Origin of the sequence: Metasolibacillus sp., from assembly GCF_025291715.1 — a bacterium.
In the GTDB taxonomy this organism is placed as follows: Bacteria; Bacillota; Bacilli; order Bacillales_A; family Planococcaceae; genus Metasolibacillus; species Metasolibacillus louembei.
On record NZ_JAMBIZ010000008.1, the window covers coordinates 99,228 to 113,958 of the forward strand.

The window sequence follows — 14,731 nt, forward strand, 5'->3', positions numbered from 1 at the left end:
AATGATGATCGGCAAACGAATTAGTGACCGTTACAAAATAATTGAGTTAATTGGCGGCGGTGGCATGTCCAATGTTTATTTAGCGCATGATATGATTTTAAACCGCGATGTGGCGATTAAAATTTTACGCTATGATTTTACGAATGAAGAAGAGTTGCATCGCCGATTTCAACGTGAAGCACTTTCAGCAACGAGCCTTACACATCCTAATATCGTCAGCGTCTATGATGTTGGTGAAGATGGCGATATGCATTATATTGTCATGGAATATATTAAAGGTAAAACGTTAAAGCAGTACATACAGGAATTTTCTCCTTTATCGCCTGCAAGAAGTGTTCATATTATGAAGCAGCTTACATCAGCACTTGCTCATGCACATGAAAATGGCATTATTCACCGCGATATTAAACCGCAAAATATTTTAATGGATTTAGAAGGCAATGTAAAAGTAACGGATTTTGGTATTGCGACAACATTAAGTGCAACGAGCTATACGCAGACGAATTCGGTCATTGGAACGGTGCATTATTTATCACCAGAGCAGGCACGTGGTGGTATCGCAACAGGCAAATCAGATATTTACGCATTAGGCATTGTCTTTTATGAGCTATTAACAGGAGAATTGCCATTTTCAGGTGAATCAGCAGTAGCGATTGCTTTAAAGCATTTACAAACAGAAACGCCATCTGTTCGTGCATTTGATGGTTCCATTCCACAAAGCGTTGAAAATATCGTATTAAAGGCAACTGCTAAGGATGCAAGCCATCGCTACAACAGCGCAGAGGAAATGGAGCACGATTTAGAAACATGCTTATCAGCGGAGCGTATTCATGAAGCGAAATTCAGCTTACCTATTGATGATGATGCAACGAAAATTTTACCGATTATTAAAGATAATAAAATGCCAGTGCATGATATAGCAGAAACGAAAAAAATGGAGGCTGTGAAAAAAGCACCACCTCAACAACAGCCACCAGCACCGCAAAAAAGGAAGAAATGGCCTATGGTAGTTGGGGGTATCGTACTACTTATCATCATTGCAATAGCTACCGTTTACTTTTTGAAGCCGAAAAAAGTGGAAATTCCGAAAGAAATTGTTGGGATGACGATAGAGGAAGCAACAGAGGAGCTAAAATCATTAGGCTTTAAAGTTGGCGAAACAGAGGAACGGTTTGATGAGGAAATCGAAGAAGGTAAAATTATCGAAACAAGCCCTAAAACAGGTACTTTAAGAGTAAAAGGTAGCGAAATAAAGCTTATCGCAAGTAAAGGAGCACAAACTTCCAAAATGGCAAATTATGTGGATCAAAAGCTTGAGCAAGTAACATCACTACTTGACGATTTTAAAGAGCACAAAATAGAATACGAAAATAGCGATGCCGAAAAAGGCACAATTATTCGTCAAGAGCCAGCTGCTGGAGAGGACATTATCGTGAAGGATACAGTCGTTACACTCGTTGTTAGTGAAGGCAAAAAGACGGTGAAATTGATTGACCTTGCTAATTTCTCTAATGCGGCACTTGACGAATACACAGAGCGAAATAATTTAAAATGGCGTGCTGTAGATGAAAAAACATCTGAAACGATTCCTAAAGGCAGTGTTATTTCCCATAAACCTGGTGCAGGAGAAGAGGTTGAGGAAGGACAAACGATTGAAGTCGTTATTTCAGCAGGACCACCTGCTAAGCAAGTCAGGTTTAGAAGCATAGAAGTTGAAATTCCGTATGAGCCAATATTTAATGAAGAGGGCGAAGAGGAATATCGAGAACAGACAATCCATATTTATATTCAAGATAAAAACAATAAAATGCATGAAATATATGATACATTGACAATTACAGAAACTACGAAGTATCGCATGAATTTCGAAATTGAGGAAGGTAGCGAGGCTGCCTACCGTATTGATCGTGATTCCTTCAAAATTGCTGAAGGTACAATTCCATATCCAGAGTAAGGGGGCATTTGATGGCGCAAGGCCAAATTCGTAAAGCATTAAGTGGTTATTATTATGTATATCAGGACGGGGAGCTTGTTCAATGCCGTGGGCGTGGTGTTTTTCGCAATCGCGGCGAATCTCCGCTCGTTGGAGATATTGTTGATTATACAAAAGAGGGTGACTCAGATGGCTATGTGATGAAAATTCACCCTCGTAAAAATGAGCTCGTGCGACCACCTATTGCTAATATCGACCAAGCAATTTTAGTTTTTTCCGTAAAGGAGCCTGATTTTAATACACTATTATTAGATCGCTTTTTAGTTGTACTTGAATCATTTTTCGTTCAGCCTGTTATTTGTTTAACAAAAATGGATTTACTAACAGCGGACGAAAAGCAGCGGCTACAAGAGAAAATTGTAGATTATGAGGCAATTGGTTATACGGTCTTAACAACTTATCAAGATGATAGCACGCTGATGGAGCGATTATATCCGCTATTAGAAGAGAAAATTAGCGTGTTAGCAGGACAGTCTGGTGTCGGTAAGTCTACGTTATTAAATACATTATTACCTGATTTACAATTGAAAACAGGAGAGATTTCGCAAAGTTTAGGGCGTGGTAAGCATACGACACGTCACGTTGAGCTGATTGAAGTAGGCAATGGCTTGCTGGCGGATACACCAGGCTTTAGCTCCTTTGATTTTGATACGATTGAAAAAGAGGAGCTAACAGCATGTTTCCCAGAGTTTCAACGCTTGAGCGAAAATTGTAAATTCCGTGGCTGCTTACATACGAAGGAGCCAAAATGTGCGGTCAAAGAAGCATTAGCAAGTGGAGAGGTTCGTCAATATCGCTATGAGCATTATGAACAATTTTTACAAGAAATTATGGAACGAAAGCCGAGGTATTAAAAGATGATTAAAATCGCACCATCTATTTTAGCTGCGAATTTCGCGCAATTAGGACAAGAAGTAAAGGAAGTAGAAGCTGCTGGCGCAGAGTTGATTCATATCGATGTTATGGATGGACATTTTGTTCCGAATATTTCATTCGGCTCAATCGTTTTAGATGCAATTCGTCCTTTAACGTCATTGCCACTTGATGTGCATTTAATGATTGAAAATCCAGATCAATATATTGAGCAGTTTGCAAAAGCTGGAGCGGATTATATTACAGTGCATGTGGAGGCTTGTCGCCATTTACATCGCACAATTCAATTAATTCGTTCATATGGTGTGAAGCCAGGTGTGGTGTTAAACCCACATACGCCGATTGAAACGATTCAGCATGTGTTAGAGGATATTGATATGGTATTGTTTATGACGGTCAATCCAGGCTTTGGCGGACAAAAGTTTATTTCATCGGTTGTACCGAAAGTCGCTGCATTATCAAAAATCATTAAAGAGCGTGGTTTAACTATTGATATTGAAATTGATGGTGGTATTACAGCAGAAACAATCGTTCCATGTGCAGAAGCGGGCGCCAATATTTTTGTTGCAGGCTCTGCGATTTACAATCAAGAAGACCGCGCAGCTGCATTACAAGCCATTAAAGCAGCTGGTGAAGCGGCATACGTGCGATGATTGCCGTAATTTGCTCAGGTGGACCAAGCGAAGAGCTTTGTTCATTTGAGCCTTTTATTCATGGGGAAGATGTTATTTTTATTGGCGCTGACCGAGGAGCATACCATCTATTAGAACGAGGAATTCGTCCCACTGTTATCGTCGGTGATTTGGATTCTATTACACCAAATGAACGTCAAGCATTAGTAGAGACAGGCATTCCTATTGATATATATGCTGCAGAAAAAGATGAAACGGATACCGATTTAGCCTTGCTAAAAGCGATTTCCTATCAGCCAAATAAAATTGTGCTCACAGGTGTAACTGGAGGGCGTTTAGATCATTATGAGGCGGTGTTACGGACCGTGTGTGGCTTGCAGCAAAAATATAGCGATATCGTCTTTGAAATCTGCAACCGCCATAACCAGCTACGCTTTTTAGTGCCAGGCACACACACAATTTACGACAATTTAGATTATCCTTATTTATCTTTCTTTGCTTATGGGGAAGCTGTGCAAAATGTGACGTTGCGTGGCGTGAAATATGAAACGACGAATGAGGAAATTAGCTTATGGTCATCGCGCTTTACAAGTAATGAGATTGTGGAACAAGCGCATATTACCTTTACATCTGGCATATGTTTAATGATAAGAAGTGCTGATTAAGGGGGAGCGAGTGTGAAGGTGTACACATTTCAATTACCAAAGTTTATTAGTTCGATGACACGTGCGTGTTTGAAGCTATTTAAGAAAGAGAAGAAGAGTTAAATAGCTGTCGGAAAAACTTGCCTAGGCAAGTCTTTTCCGACAGCTATTTTGCATTTTTATTTTAAGGTATCTAGGAATATTTTTGATAGAATTTACGACAAACTTTAGACAATTATTAGTCCATTAACATCCAATGCTTTATAAACAAAAAACATCGACCATTTATATGGTCGATGTTTTTTATCGCGATTATACGCGCTCAATTTTACCTGATTTTAATGCACGAGCAGAAACCCATACGCGCTTTGGCTTACCGTCAACTAAGATACGAACCTTTTGAAGGTTAGCACCCCAAGTACGTTTGTTAGCGTTCATTGCGTGTGAACGGTTGTTGCCTGTACGAGCTTTACGGCCAGTGATAACACATTGTTTTGGCATGTAAATTCCCTCCCTACAGTTGAATCTGAAAGCAATATATTTCAGTTCGATATTTCACATACCATATTAATTTAACACAGTCTCCATGTGAGTGCAACAATTTTTCAACAACCTTTCAAGAAAAAAACCTTTACAGCAATTTTGTTATTATCCACGGTAACCAAGCTTCATAGAAACTTGGCGACCTGTGGTGATTAGTTGTTGTGTTAATTGTTCAATTCTTTCTGTAGATACATTGAAGCTAACAAAGCCAATACTAATAGCACCAACAATGTCACCAAAGCCATTAAAAATAGCAACAGCTATAGCGGAAGTTCCAGCTGTACGTTCACCATGACTGATGGCAAAGCCTTGAGCTTTAATTTGCTCCAGCTGTGTCTCAATTCGCTCCATTTCCTCTTTAGACACAAGCTGCTGTAAAATTTCTTTAGCGCGCTGTGGTGGCAGTGCAGCAAGAATCGCTTTATTAGCTGCACCAATATGCATTGGGACACGAATACCTAATTGATCATAAATGCGAATAGGATTGGTAGGATTATCAATTCTTTCGATAATAATTGTGTCTAAATCTGCAGGTTTATTCAAATAAACGCTTTCTCCTACTAATCGGGCTAATTGCTCTAATTCCACTCTGATTTTGCTAATATAATCCATTGAATCATATACTTGCAAGCCAATTTCCATCCATATTGTTCCGAGATGATAATGCTTTGTTTGGCTATCTTGTACAACCATACCTTGTTTAATCATTGCCTGCAAAATTCTATGTAATGTACTTAATGGTAAATCGCATTTTGTAGATAGCTCGGAAATGGACATGCCAGCATCGTTTGCTTTAGATGCTAAAATTTTTGTGATAGTCATTGCTCGTTCTAATAATTGCATAAATATATCACCTCTTCTTCGTCTATTCTATTGTGATTTTGACGATGCGTCTAGTTTTAGAATAGCAGTTTTCAACAAATAGAGTGCTCTAAAAAATAAAATTTCTGAATATATTGACATCTGGGTGTAGAGAGCATATATTTTTTATATAAACTTTCCTTTGTACGGAATTTATTTCCGTTTAACGGAAAAAGGAGTGGTGTAATGTATTATTGTTCATCTATGTATGCGCCATTGAAGCATGTAATTGTGAAACATCCAAAAGATGCTTTTCAAAATCAAAATTATTTGCATGCAGAGTGGCAAACATTTAACTATTTAGCAGAACCAAATTATGCGGAAGCGATTAATGAATATGCTGATTTTATTGCTATTTTAGAAGATTATGTTGAGCATATTGATTATTTACCAAAATCTGAATCTGTTGGCTTGGATTCGCTTTATGCACATGATCCAGTGAAATTCACACCAAAAGGGGCTATCATTTTAAAGTCAGGCAAAGAATTGAGACAGCCAGAGGCAAAGGTTTATAAGGAATTTTTACAGGCTAAGGATATACCGATTATTGGTGAGCTAACAGGTGAAGCTGTATCGGATGGAGGCGATATTGTTTGGTTAGATGATCGCACATTAGCAGTAGGGCGAGGCTATCGTACGAATGATGAGGCTATTCGTCAGTTAAAGGAAATGACGGCTGATATGGTAGATGAATTTATCGTTGTCCAGCTCCCGCATGATTTGGGTGAAGCAGAGTGCCTACATCTGATGTCCTTTATTAGCATGGTTGATAAAGATTTAGCTGTTGTACACTCACGATTAATGCCGGTCTTTTTCCGACAGCTGTTATTAGCACGCGGGATTCAGTTAATTGAAGTACCAAAGGAAGAATACGATGTACTAGGCTGCAATGTGTTAGCACTAGCACCAAGAGTTTGTGTCATTCCTGCTGGTAATCCAGTTACAAAGCAGCAACTAATAGATGCAGGTGCGACTGTTTATGAATATAAAGGTGATGAAATTACGGTCAAAGGGACAGGTGGACCAACATGTTTAACTTGCCCAGTAGTTAGAGGATAAAGCAAGGCTTTTTTTACACGCTATCATATGTTTAATACGAAACAAATAACTATTGTTAGAAAAAAGGAGAAAAATAATGATGTTTAAAAATGTAATTGTGAAAAATCCAGGAAATAGCTTTGTAAATGGCTTAACAACGAGCGATTTAGGAAAACCGATATTAGAAAAATTATTTGAGCAGCATGCACAATATGTAGAGGCATTAAAAAAGTGCGGTGTGGAAGTGACGCAGCTAGCGGCAGATGAGACATTTCCAGATTCTACATTTGTGGAAGATACGGCTGTTTTAACAGCTGAGTTTGCGATTATTTCAAATCCTGGTGCAGAGGCACGCAATCGCGAAATTGAAACGATAGAGCCAGCAATTCAACAATTTTACGACAAGATTTATTATATTAAAGCTCCAGGTACACTTGATGGTGGAGATGTGTTACAGGCAGAGAAGAAGTTTTATGTAGGGATTTCTGACCGTACAAATGAAGAAGGGGCACGTCAGTTTAAAGAAATTGTTGAAAAGGAAGGCTATGAGGCGACGATTATTCCATTAAAAGAGTTTTTCCATTTAAAGACGGGGATTGCTTATGTAGGAGATAATCGCATGGTGCTTGCTGGAGAGTTTATTGATCATCCTGCTTTTACTTCTTATGACAAAATTATTATTCCAAAAGAGGATGAATACTCAGCAAACTGTATTCAAGTAAATGATTACGTTATTATCCCAGCAGGCTACCCAGAAACAAATCGAAAATTAGTAGAATTAGGCTATCAAACAATTGAATTAAATATGTCTGAATTTCGCAAGCATGATGGTGGCTTAAGCTGTTTGTCATTGCGTTTTTAATGATAGTAAATATGTGCTAGCTAATTGAGTTAATCCAAAGGGTTTTTCATTAAAAATAGTAGACTTCAGAGTCAATGCTGTATGGAAAGAAGGAGAGAACAGTGAGCAATGGACAACAGCAGCACGATAATACATTAAAGCGTTCCATGAAAAGCCGCCATTTATTAATGCTATCACTTGGTGGTGTTATTGGGACAGGTTTATTTTTAAATGTTGGCTATACAATTAATCAAGCTGGACCTGGTGGTGCGTTAATTGGTTATTTATTTGGTGGCTTAATTTTATTTATGGTAATGAATTGCCTTGGAGAATTAGCAGTTTATATGCCTGTAACAGGTTCTTTTCAAACATATGCAACTCGTTTTATTAGTCCAGCAGCAGGCTTTTCCTTAGGCTGGATGTACTTTGTTGGCTCTGCTGCTACAGCAGGTGTTGAATTTACTGCTGCGGGTATATTAATGCAGCATTGGTTTCCAGATGTAGCGATTTGGATATGGTGTGCTGTGTTTATGGCGCTGTTATTTGGCTTGAATGCTTTGACAACAAGAGGATTTGCAGAGGCAGAGTTTTGGTTTGCAGGCATTAAAGTGGTTGCAGTGATTGCCTTTATCGTAATTGGAGCAGCAGCTATTTTAGGAATTATTCCTTTAGCAGACCGTCCAACGCCACACTTCACAAATTTAGCCCCATCTGGATGGTTTCCAGCAGGTATTGCCATTATTTTTGTGACGATGATGAATGTTATTTTTTCTTATCAGGGGTCTGAGCTAGTAGGAATTGCAGCTGGGGAAACAGAGGAGCCAGAAAAAAATATACCGAAGGCAATACGTACAATTATTTTTAGAATCATTGTCTTTTATATCGCTTCTATTATTGTATTATCAGCCATCTTCCCAGCATCTGAGCTTGGTTTGTTAGAAAGCCCGTTCGTTACTTTAATGAAAATTGCGGGAGTGCCATATGCGGCGGATATTATGAATTTTGTTATTTTAACTGCTATTTTATCGGTAGGGAATTCGTGTCTATTTGCTTCAACTCGTTTACTATGGTCGATGTCAAATGAAGGGATGGCGCCTAAAATGTTTGGGCGTTTAACTAAAAATAAAGTGCCATTAAATGCGCTCATATTTACAATGTTATTCTCATTGTTATCATTATTAACAAGCGTTATGGAAGCGGATACAGTATTTGTTATTTTAATGTCAGTAGCAGGTATTTCTGTGACGATATCTTGGATGGGGATTTGTGCATCGCAATTTATGTTTCGACGTCGCTTTATTCAAGAGGGAGGCAATATTGCTGATTTAAAATTTAAAATACCGTTTTATCCAATAATTCCGCTAGTTTGCATAGCCTTTTGTGTATTAATTCTTGTATTTTTAGCATTTGATCCAACACAATTAATTGGCTTAATATATGGAATTGCTTTCTTTATTGCATGTATGATTTTTTATAAAGTAAAATTAAGTAAACAACAGCATGGATAACATAGGGGAGAATTGTTTATGAATTGGAATACACCAGAGAAGCTACGCGCATTATTATGTGAAATTGTCAGCTGGGAAAGCAGGACATTAACACAAGGTGAAAATGAATTTGCTTATAAATTAAAGGATAAATTGCAGACATTGTCATATTTTCAACAACAACCTGAATTTGTTGAATTGCATGATGCGGGACTTGGTCGACATGCCGTAACGGCTCTTTATAAGCATCCAACCGCAACAGAAACGGTAGTACTAATCAGTCACTTTGATACGGTGCATACAGAGGAGTATGGTGAGTTAGAGCCGCTTGCCTTTTATCCAGAAAAGCTGACAAAAAAGCTGATGGAGCCTAAGTATTTTAAAGATTTACCAGAACAAGTGAAAATTGATTTGGAGTCGGGGAAGTATTTATTTGGGCGCGGCACGATGGATATGAAAATGGGACTAGCATTGCATATGCAGTTAATGGAGAAGGCAAGCGTTGAAGAATGGCCAATCAACCTTCTATTAACCGCTGTTCCAGATGAAGAAGTGAACTCCGCTGGAATGCGAGCAGCAGTTGTAGAATTAGTACGGTTACGTGAGCAGCATCATCTAACATATAAATTATTTTTAAATAGTGAGCCCTCCTTCTCACAAGAGCCTACTGATATTAAAGAATATATTTACTCTGGCACTATTGGGAAAATTATGCCTGCCGCTTTATTTTATGGAAAAGAAACACATGTAGGAGAACCTTTAAAAGGCATGACAGCTAATTTTATTGCTTCCTATATGACACAGCATATGGAATGGAACCCTATTTTCCGTGAGCAAGATTTAGGTGAAAGTACACCCCTTCCAGTATCGCTGCAATTAAAGGATTTGAAGATGGAATATTCGACACAAACACCTTATCGTGCTGCAGCGCTGTATAATGTCTTTTTAATGAAGCGCACAGCGACAGAGGTGATGGATATTTTTGAACAGGTGGCAGTGGAAGCTATGAACGCTTGTAATACGCATTATCAGCAAGTTTGCCAGCGTGAGGGTGTCAAAGGTGTAGGTGCTGTAAAGGTTATACGTTATGAGGCACTTTTAGAGCTTGCTATAGAGAAGCTTGGAGAAGCAGAGGTGGAGGCAATTAAACAGCGAGTTATTCATCATGAGAGCTGGGATGATCGAGAGAAATCCATTCGCATTGTGGATCAGCTGATGATTCGTTGTCAGGAGCTAGCACCTGCAACGGTGTTACTTTATGCACCACCATATTATCCAGCAATTAACGCATCGAACCATCCAATTGTTGAACAATCAATTGAATTGCTGAAAGAGGTAGCGAAGACATTTAATAATGAAGTTGAACAAATTCATTATTTTAACGGCATATGTGATTTAAGCTATGTTAATTATTCAGATAGTGAGAATGGTTGGTTAGCATTCGAGAAAAATACACCTGTTTGGGGAGAAACATATAGCATTCCTTTTGATATGATGGCAGCGCTACAAGGTCCAGTGTTAAATGTAGGACCATTTGGTAAAGACCCGCATCAAAAAACAGAAAGATTGCATGTTGATAGTGCCTTTGTAGAAATGCCTGTGATGATTGAGAAGCTTATTAAAAGTTTATCTGAGGTAGGTCTAAAGTGATATTCAGAAGTATTTCATATATAATATTGAAATAACAGAAATGTTAAATAGTAGCGCATGAGATTAAAGCTTTGCACTTTGATTTCATGCGTTTTATTCATGTCATGCTGTTAAATTGACAGTCTGTTTTTAATTTATCTTAAGCGGCACTAGACGAATTATGGCGTTTTCTTTTATAATTATTGTTTATGTAGTACAATAAAGAGTAGTTTAAAAGTACTTAGGGGGCGTATTTATGTCAATAGAAATCCACAATGAATTCGGACAAATCGATATTTCGAATGATGTGATTGCACAAATTGCAGGTGGCGCAGCGGTTGAGTGCTACGGTATTGTTGGAATGGCAAGCAAACATCAAATTCGAGATGGATTAACAGATATTTTACGTAAAGAGAACTTTACAAAAGGTGTGCTAGTTCGTCAAGAAGGCGAAGACTTACATATTGATATGTACATTATTGTAAGCTATGGTACAAAAATTTCTGAAATTGCTTATCAAGTACAATCAACAGTAAAATATACAGTAAATAAAACATTAGGTATGAGCGTGAAGTCCGTTAATATTTTCGTGCAAGGCGTTCGTGTGATGAATGTGTAATGAGGAGGAAGCAAATCTAATGAAGTCTTTAGGCGGAATGAAATTCGCAGAAATGGTACAAATGGGGGCACACCATTTATATCAAAATGCGGCTTATGTAGATTCATTAAATGTATTCCCTGTACCAGATGGTGATACAGGAACGAATATGAATTTGTCGATGACATCAGGTGCAAAAGAAACAGAGGTACAAGCACAGGAGCATATCGGGAAAACAGCACAAGGATTAGCGAAAGGCCTATTAATGGGTGCACGTGGAAATTCGGGTGTTATTTTGTCGCAATTATTCCGTGGTTTCGGAAAAGCGATTGAAAAGGACGCAGAAATCGATGCAATTGGCTTTGCTGATGCTTTCCAAGCAGGTGTTGACACAGCATATAAGGCAGTAATGAAGCCTGTTGAAGGAACAATTTTAACAGTAGCTCGTGAAGCGGCTGCAAAGGCAGTGGAAGTAGCGCAAGATGAAGATGATATTATTGTTGTCATGGAGGCGCTTGTAGCAGAAGCGAAAGCCTCACTTGCACGCACACCAGAGCAGCTTCCTGTTTTAAAGGAAGTAGGCGTAGTCGATAGCGGTGGACAAGGCTTATTGTTTGTATACGAAGGTTTCCTTGCTTCATTAAAAGGCGAGCCACTGCCACAAAAAAATGAATCTTCATTAGATGATTTAATCAATGCCGAGCATCATCGTGTGCAAGATTTTATGAACACGGAAGATATTGAATTTGGCTATTGTACAGAAATTATGGTGCGCTTTGAGTCAGATAAAGAGCCGTTCGACGAGGAACAATTCCGCCAAGAGCTAAATCCGATGGGTGATTCCTTGCTTGTTATTTCGGATGATGAAATTGCTAAAGTGCATATTCATTCAGAAACACCAGGAGCAGTGCTTGCAGCAGGGCAAAAATATGGTAGCTTAATCAAAATTAAAGTAGATAATATGCGTGAGCAACATTCTGCAATTGTTGGGGAAGCCCCTGTAGCAACAGTACCAAAAGTGGAAAAGCATCCATACGCGGTTGTGACGATTGCAATGGGTGAAGGTGTAGCGAATTTATTGCGTTCAATCGGTGCTTCATATGTCATTGAAGGCGGACAAACGATGAATCCTTCAACAGAGGATATCGTGAAAGCCGTAAAAGAAATCGGTGCAGAGCGCGTTGTTATTTTACCTAATAACAAAAACATCATTATGGCTGCTGAGCAAGCGGTTGAATTATTAGATATTGAGGCAGCGGTTGTGCCAACAAAAACAATTCCACAGGGGATGGCTGCGATTTTAGCATTCAACCCAGAGGTATCTGTGGAGGAAAATCAAGCAAGCATGGTAGATAGCTTTGCACATGTGAAAACAGGGCAAGTAACATTTGCGGTACGCGATACATCGATTGATGGTGTAGAAATCCGTAAAGACGAGTTTATGGCATTAGCTGAGGGCAAAATTATTTTATCAACACCGACGATGATGGAGGCGGCGCAAACAGTTGCTACATCACTTGTTGACGAAGATGCGGAAATTGTCACAGTTATTTACGGTGAAGATGCAACAGCAGATGAAGCCGCACAGCTAGCTGCATTTATCGAAGAAAATTATCCTGATGCAGAAGTAGAAGTTGTTGAAGGAAAGCAAGCGTTATATCCGTTTATTTTATCAGTGGAATAAAATTGAATTGAAAATTATGTAGGAAAACTCCCCTCCCCAAAATATGGGTGTAGGGAGTTTTTTGTTAAGAAAGTTAAAAAACAATTCATTCTAAAGAGATTTATTTACCTATTTGCTTATCTTTACTGAAGAGATTAGCCTTATTTATAGTTTTTAAAACAGATATAAAGTAATGGAGTGTATGACAACTCTAAGTTACAGTAAAACTTTTTGTTCCTTTTATCATAATCATTTGTAGCGTAGCACTTCATTACTCATAAGCTGTGCGAGAGATTTTTGTTCAAGTACATTCAATATATTTTGGCCTTTTTCAATCCATTCATCACCACCTTTATTTAATTTTGATAAACAAATCCCCTTTCTAATATAAAATACAGATAGATGTATATACATTTGTTCTTCTTGACAGAGCACAATCGCTTTTTCTGCTTCTTCAAGTGCTATATTAAATTGGTTATCTTTCATTAACAGTAACATTGAATTTATTGATAGATTTATTTTCAAACGATGAATGTTCTGAAACGTTTTATACTTATTAATATTTCGTTCAGCAAATTTTCTAATATCAAGTGCTGTTTCTAATGGGAAGAAAAATAAAATAGAACTTAAAATAAACAAGTCTATGAAATATAATGTGTTACGTTTTTGTAGTTGGGTCCATATTGGTGCCACTTTTCGGGCTGCTTTTTTAAAATCATGAGTTTCAGATAATATAATTAAACTTTCTAATATAATCAATATATTCCCTAGTAAGATGTCATCGTTCTTATCTAAAAATATTTTATAGTCTTTGTGTATTTTTTCACTAGCGTCGCATAAATTTTAACTGAATTTTCTGTTTTCTTGTTTTTACTCATGAGAAGAAAAACAAAGACATTTGAATAGAGGTAGTTAACATCCATTTTTTCACTATAACCTTTGACGAGTGCAACAGACCTGTGAAATTCTTTAGGGCACGGTTTTCCCTACGATTTTTCGTAGCCATAAATGAGCGGATTTCCATGGTGCCGCTTTGAGTAAGCGACTAATTTGTAAGTACGTCCTTGAACTGTTCGTGTTCAGCTGTGCCAGTACATTTAGGCAATAGACAATCATTGCGATATACACTTGATTATGTACGCCTTGTTCGCTCTGCGCGTAGAACTTTTTGATGTTCAGGTGCTGCTTCAACCATTTGAAAAATAACTCGATTGCCCAGCGCGATTTGTACAATTCAGCGATATCATCGGCGCTTAAATCAAATCGATTCGTAATTAGATGCAGTTCGTTACCTTTTGAATCGAGCACTTTGATGAGGCGAAAGACATTTTCTGCACGATTTTGTGTGGTGCCGATCAGAATCATTTCATCCGACAATACAGTTGAATCGATTGGCAGTTTAAATGGCTCTACGACATGAATGACCGCATTTTTTCGCAAGCGTGAGACGAAGAAATAGCCATCATCGATCATGCGGTCAAATCGCTCATAATCTAAGTAACCACGATCAAAAACGTACATGCATTCTTTGTCGTCAACGAGTACCTCTAGCTGGCCACGATCGTGTTCTTTTGCATTTGTCAGCACCGCATTATCAGGATAGGAACAGCCTTTTTCTGCGTAAACAAGGCGCAAATGAAGCTTGATACCTGATTTTGTTTTACGAAACTCCGCCCATTTGTGATTATTCAAATTGAGTGGCAACGTACTCGAATCAATGATTTTCAGCGGTGTTGTCGTTTTCCGGCGCTGCTCATATTGAGATTTCTCATGAATCTGAGCGACTAAATCCAGAAAAACTTGCTGGAACACGTCTGTTGGAATTTGATTTAATCGGCGGCCTAATTGCGAAAAGCTAATCGATTCTAAATCCGTTGCTTTTTGAAGGTCGTCTGAAAACAATGTCTCACTGACAGCACGTAAACTTTC

General features: G+C 38.3%; 15 protein-coding genes. 11 read left to right on the forward strand and 4 right to left on the reverse strand.

Features of this window, described 5'->3' with window-relative positions; translation table 11 throughout:
* The first annotated feature begins 1 nt into the window (after position 1).
* Genes pknB through spoVM form a run of 5 tightly spaced genes read left to right on the forward strand, consistent with a single transcriptional unit; the run spans position 2 to position 4,265 of the window.
* Entirely contained in the window at positions 2-1,954 is a 1,953-nt protein-coding gene (pknB, locus tag M3Z76_RS07715) for a Stk1 family PASTA domain-containing Ser/Thr kinase (protein WP_293922011.1), read from the forward strand.
* A gap of 11 nt (positions 1,955-1,965) precedes the next feature.
* Entirely contained in the window at positions 1,966-2,847 is an 882-nt protein-coding gene (gene rsgA / locus M3Z76_RS07720) for a ribosome small subunit-dependent GTPase A (RefSeq protein ID WP_293922009.1), read from the forward strand.
* Between the two features lie 3 nt (positions 2,848-2,850).
* Positions 2,851-3,519: a ribulose-phosphate 3-epimerase gene (gene rpe, locus M3Z76_RS07725; RefSeq protein WP_293922008.1), complete on the forward strand. Its 669-nt coding sequence runs from the start codon at positions 2,851-2,853 to the stop codon at positions 3,517-3,519.
* Positions 3,516-4,163: a thiamine diphosphokinase gene (locus tag M3Z76_RS07730; protein WP_293922007.1), complete on the forward strand. Its 648-nt coding sequence runs from the start codon at positions 3,516-3,518 to the stop codon at positions 4,161-4,163. Before rpe ends, M3Z76_RS07730 begins: the two co-directional genes overlap by 4 nt.
* A gap of 18 nt (positions 4,164-4,181) precedes the next feature.
* Entirely contained in the window at positions 4,182-4,265 is an 84-nt protein-coding gene (gene spoVM, locus M3Z76_RS07735; protein ID WP_295655779.1) for a stage V sporulation protein SpoVM, read from the forward strand.
* A gap of 189 nt (positions 4,266-4,454) precedes the next feature.
* Here the strand turns inward: spoVM and rpmB are convergent, their stop codons facing one another.
* Both rpmB and M3Z76_RS07745 read right to left on the reverse strand, forming a co-directional pair.
* Positions 4,455-4,643 carry a 50S ribosomal protein L28 gene (gene rpmB, locus M3Z76_RS07740; RefSeq protein ID WP_004227417.1) on the reverse strand — a complete coding sequence of 63 codons (189 nt, stop codon included), beginning with the start codon at positions 4,641-4,643 and terminating at the stop codon, positions 4,455-4,457.
* 147 nt (positions 4,644-4,790) lie between these two features.
* Positions 4,791-5,528, reverse strand: a complete 738-nt coding sequence (locus tag M3Z76_RS07745; protein WP_293921959.1) for an IclR family transcriptional regulator — start codon at positions 5,526-5,528, stop codon at positions 4,791-4,793.
* 204 nt (positions 5,529-5,732) lie between these two features.
* On the opposite strand from M3Z76_RS07745, the gene M3Z76_RS07750 reads away from it, so the two are divergent.
* The 6 genes from M3Z76_RS07750 to M3Z76_RS07775 all read left to right on the forward strand — a co-directional run bounded on the left by M3Z76_RS07750 (position 5,733) and on the right by M3Z76_RS07775 (position 12,823).
* Positions 5,733-6,605, forward strand: coding sequence for a dimethylarginine dimethylaminohydrolase family protein (locus tag M3Z76_RS07750; protein ID WP_293921957.1), 873 nt, complete (start codon positions 5,733-5,735; stop codon positions 6,603-6,605).
* 79 nt (positions 6,606-6,684) lie between these two features.
* Positions 6,685-7,446, forward strand: a complete 762-nt coding sequence (locus M3Z76_RS07755) for a dimethylarginine dimethylaminohydrolase family protein (RefSeq protein ID WP_293922201.1) — start codon at positions 6,685-6,687, stop codon at positions 7,444-7,446.
* Between the two features lie 146 nt (positions 7,447-7,592).
* Positions 7,593-8,933, forward strand: coding sequence for an amino acid permease (locus M3Z76_RS07760; RefSeq protein ID WP_293922198.1), 1,341 nt, complete (start codon positions 7,593-7,595; stop codon positions 8,931-8,933).
* A gap of 18 nt (positions 8,934-8,951) precedes the next feature.
* On the forward strand, positions 8,952-10,562 hold the full coding sequence (locus M3Z76_RS07765; protein WP_293921955.1) for a M20/M25/M40 family metallo-hydrolase: 1,611 nt from the start codon (positions 8,952-8,954) through the stop codon (positions 10,560-10,562).
* 235 nt (positions 10,563-10,797) lie between these two features.
* Positions 10,798-11,160, forward strand: coding sequence for an Asp23/Gls24 family envelope stress response protein (locus M3Z76_RS07770; protein ID WP_107839200.1), 363 nt, complete (start codon positions 10,798-10,800; stop codon positions 11,158-11,160).
* Between the two features lie 19 nt (positions 11,161-11,179).
* Entirely contained in the window at positions 11,180-12,823 is a 1,644-nt protein-coding gene (locus M3Z76_RS07775) for a DAK2 domain-containing protein (RefSeq protein WP_293921950.1), read from the forward strand.
* 228 nt (positions 12,824-13,051) lie between these two features.
* Here the strand turns inward: M3Z76_RS07775 and M3Z76_RS07780 are convergent, their stop codons facing one another.
* Both M3Z76_RS07780 and M3Z76_RS07785 read right to left on the reverse strand, forming a co-directional pair.
* Entirely contained in the window at positions 13,052-13,561 is a 510-nt protein-coding gene (locus M3Z76_RS07780; RefSeq protein ID WP_293921948.1) for an Rgg family transcriptional regulator, read from the reverse strand.
* A gap of 210 nt (positions 13,562-13,771) precedes the next feature.
* Positions 13,772-14,731 (reverse strand): IS4 family transposase (locus M3Z76_RS07785; RefSeq protein ID WP_295655778.1); only part of this gene is annotated, 960 nt, incomplete at its 5' end.

Bases quoted from the DNA above. Each gene is read 5' to 3' on its own strand.
- pknB (WP_293922011.1), top strand. From the start codon at position 2: ATGATGATCGGCAAACGAATTAGTGACCGTTACAAAATAATTGAGTTA.
- rsgA (WP_293922009.1), top strand. From the start codon at position 1,966: ATGGCGCAAGGCCAAATTCGTAAAGCATTAAGTGGTTATTATTATGTA.
- rpe (WP_293922008.1), top strand. From the start codon at position 2,851: ATGATTAAAATCGCACCATCTATTTTAGCTGCGAATTTCGCGCAATTA.
- M3Z76_RS07730 (WP_293922007.1), top strand. From the start codon at position 3,516: ATGATTGCCGTAATTTGCTCAGGTGGACCAAGCGAAGAGCTTTGTTCA.
- rpmB (WP_004227417.1), bottom strand. From the start codon at position 4,643: ATGCCAAAACAATGTGTTATCACTGGCCGTAAAGCTCGTACAGGCAAC.
- M3Z76_RS07745 (WP_293921959.1), bottom strand. From the start codon at position 5,528: ATGCAATTATTAGAACGAGCAATGACTATCACAAAAATTTTAGCATCT.
- M3Z76_RS07750 (WP_293921957.1), top strand. From the start codon at position 5,733: ATGTATTATTGTTCATCTATGTATGCGCCATTGAAGCATGTAATTGTG.
- M3Z76_RS07755 (WP_293922201.1), top strand. From the start codon at position 6,685: ATGTTTAAAAATGTAATTGTGAAAAATCCAGGAAATAGCTTTGTAAAT.
- M3Z76_RS07760 (WP_293922198.1), top strand. From the start codon at position 7,593: ATGAAAAGCCGCCATTTATTAATGCTATCACTTGGTGGTGTTATTGGG.
- M3Z76_RS07765 (WP_293921955.1), top strand. From the start codon at position 8,952: ATGAATTGGAATACACCAGAGAAGCTACGCGCATTATTATGTGAAATT.
- M3Z76_RS07770 (WP_107839200.1), top strand. From the start codon at position 10,798: ATGTCAATAGAAATCCACAATGAATTCGGACAAATCGATATTTCGAAT.
- M3Z76_RS07775 (WP_293921950.1), top strand. From the start codon at position 11,180: ATGAAGTCTTTAGGCGGAATGAAATTCGCAGAAATGGTACAAATGGGG.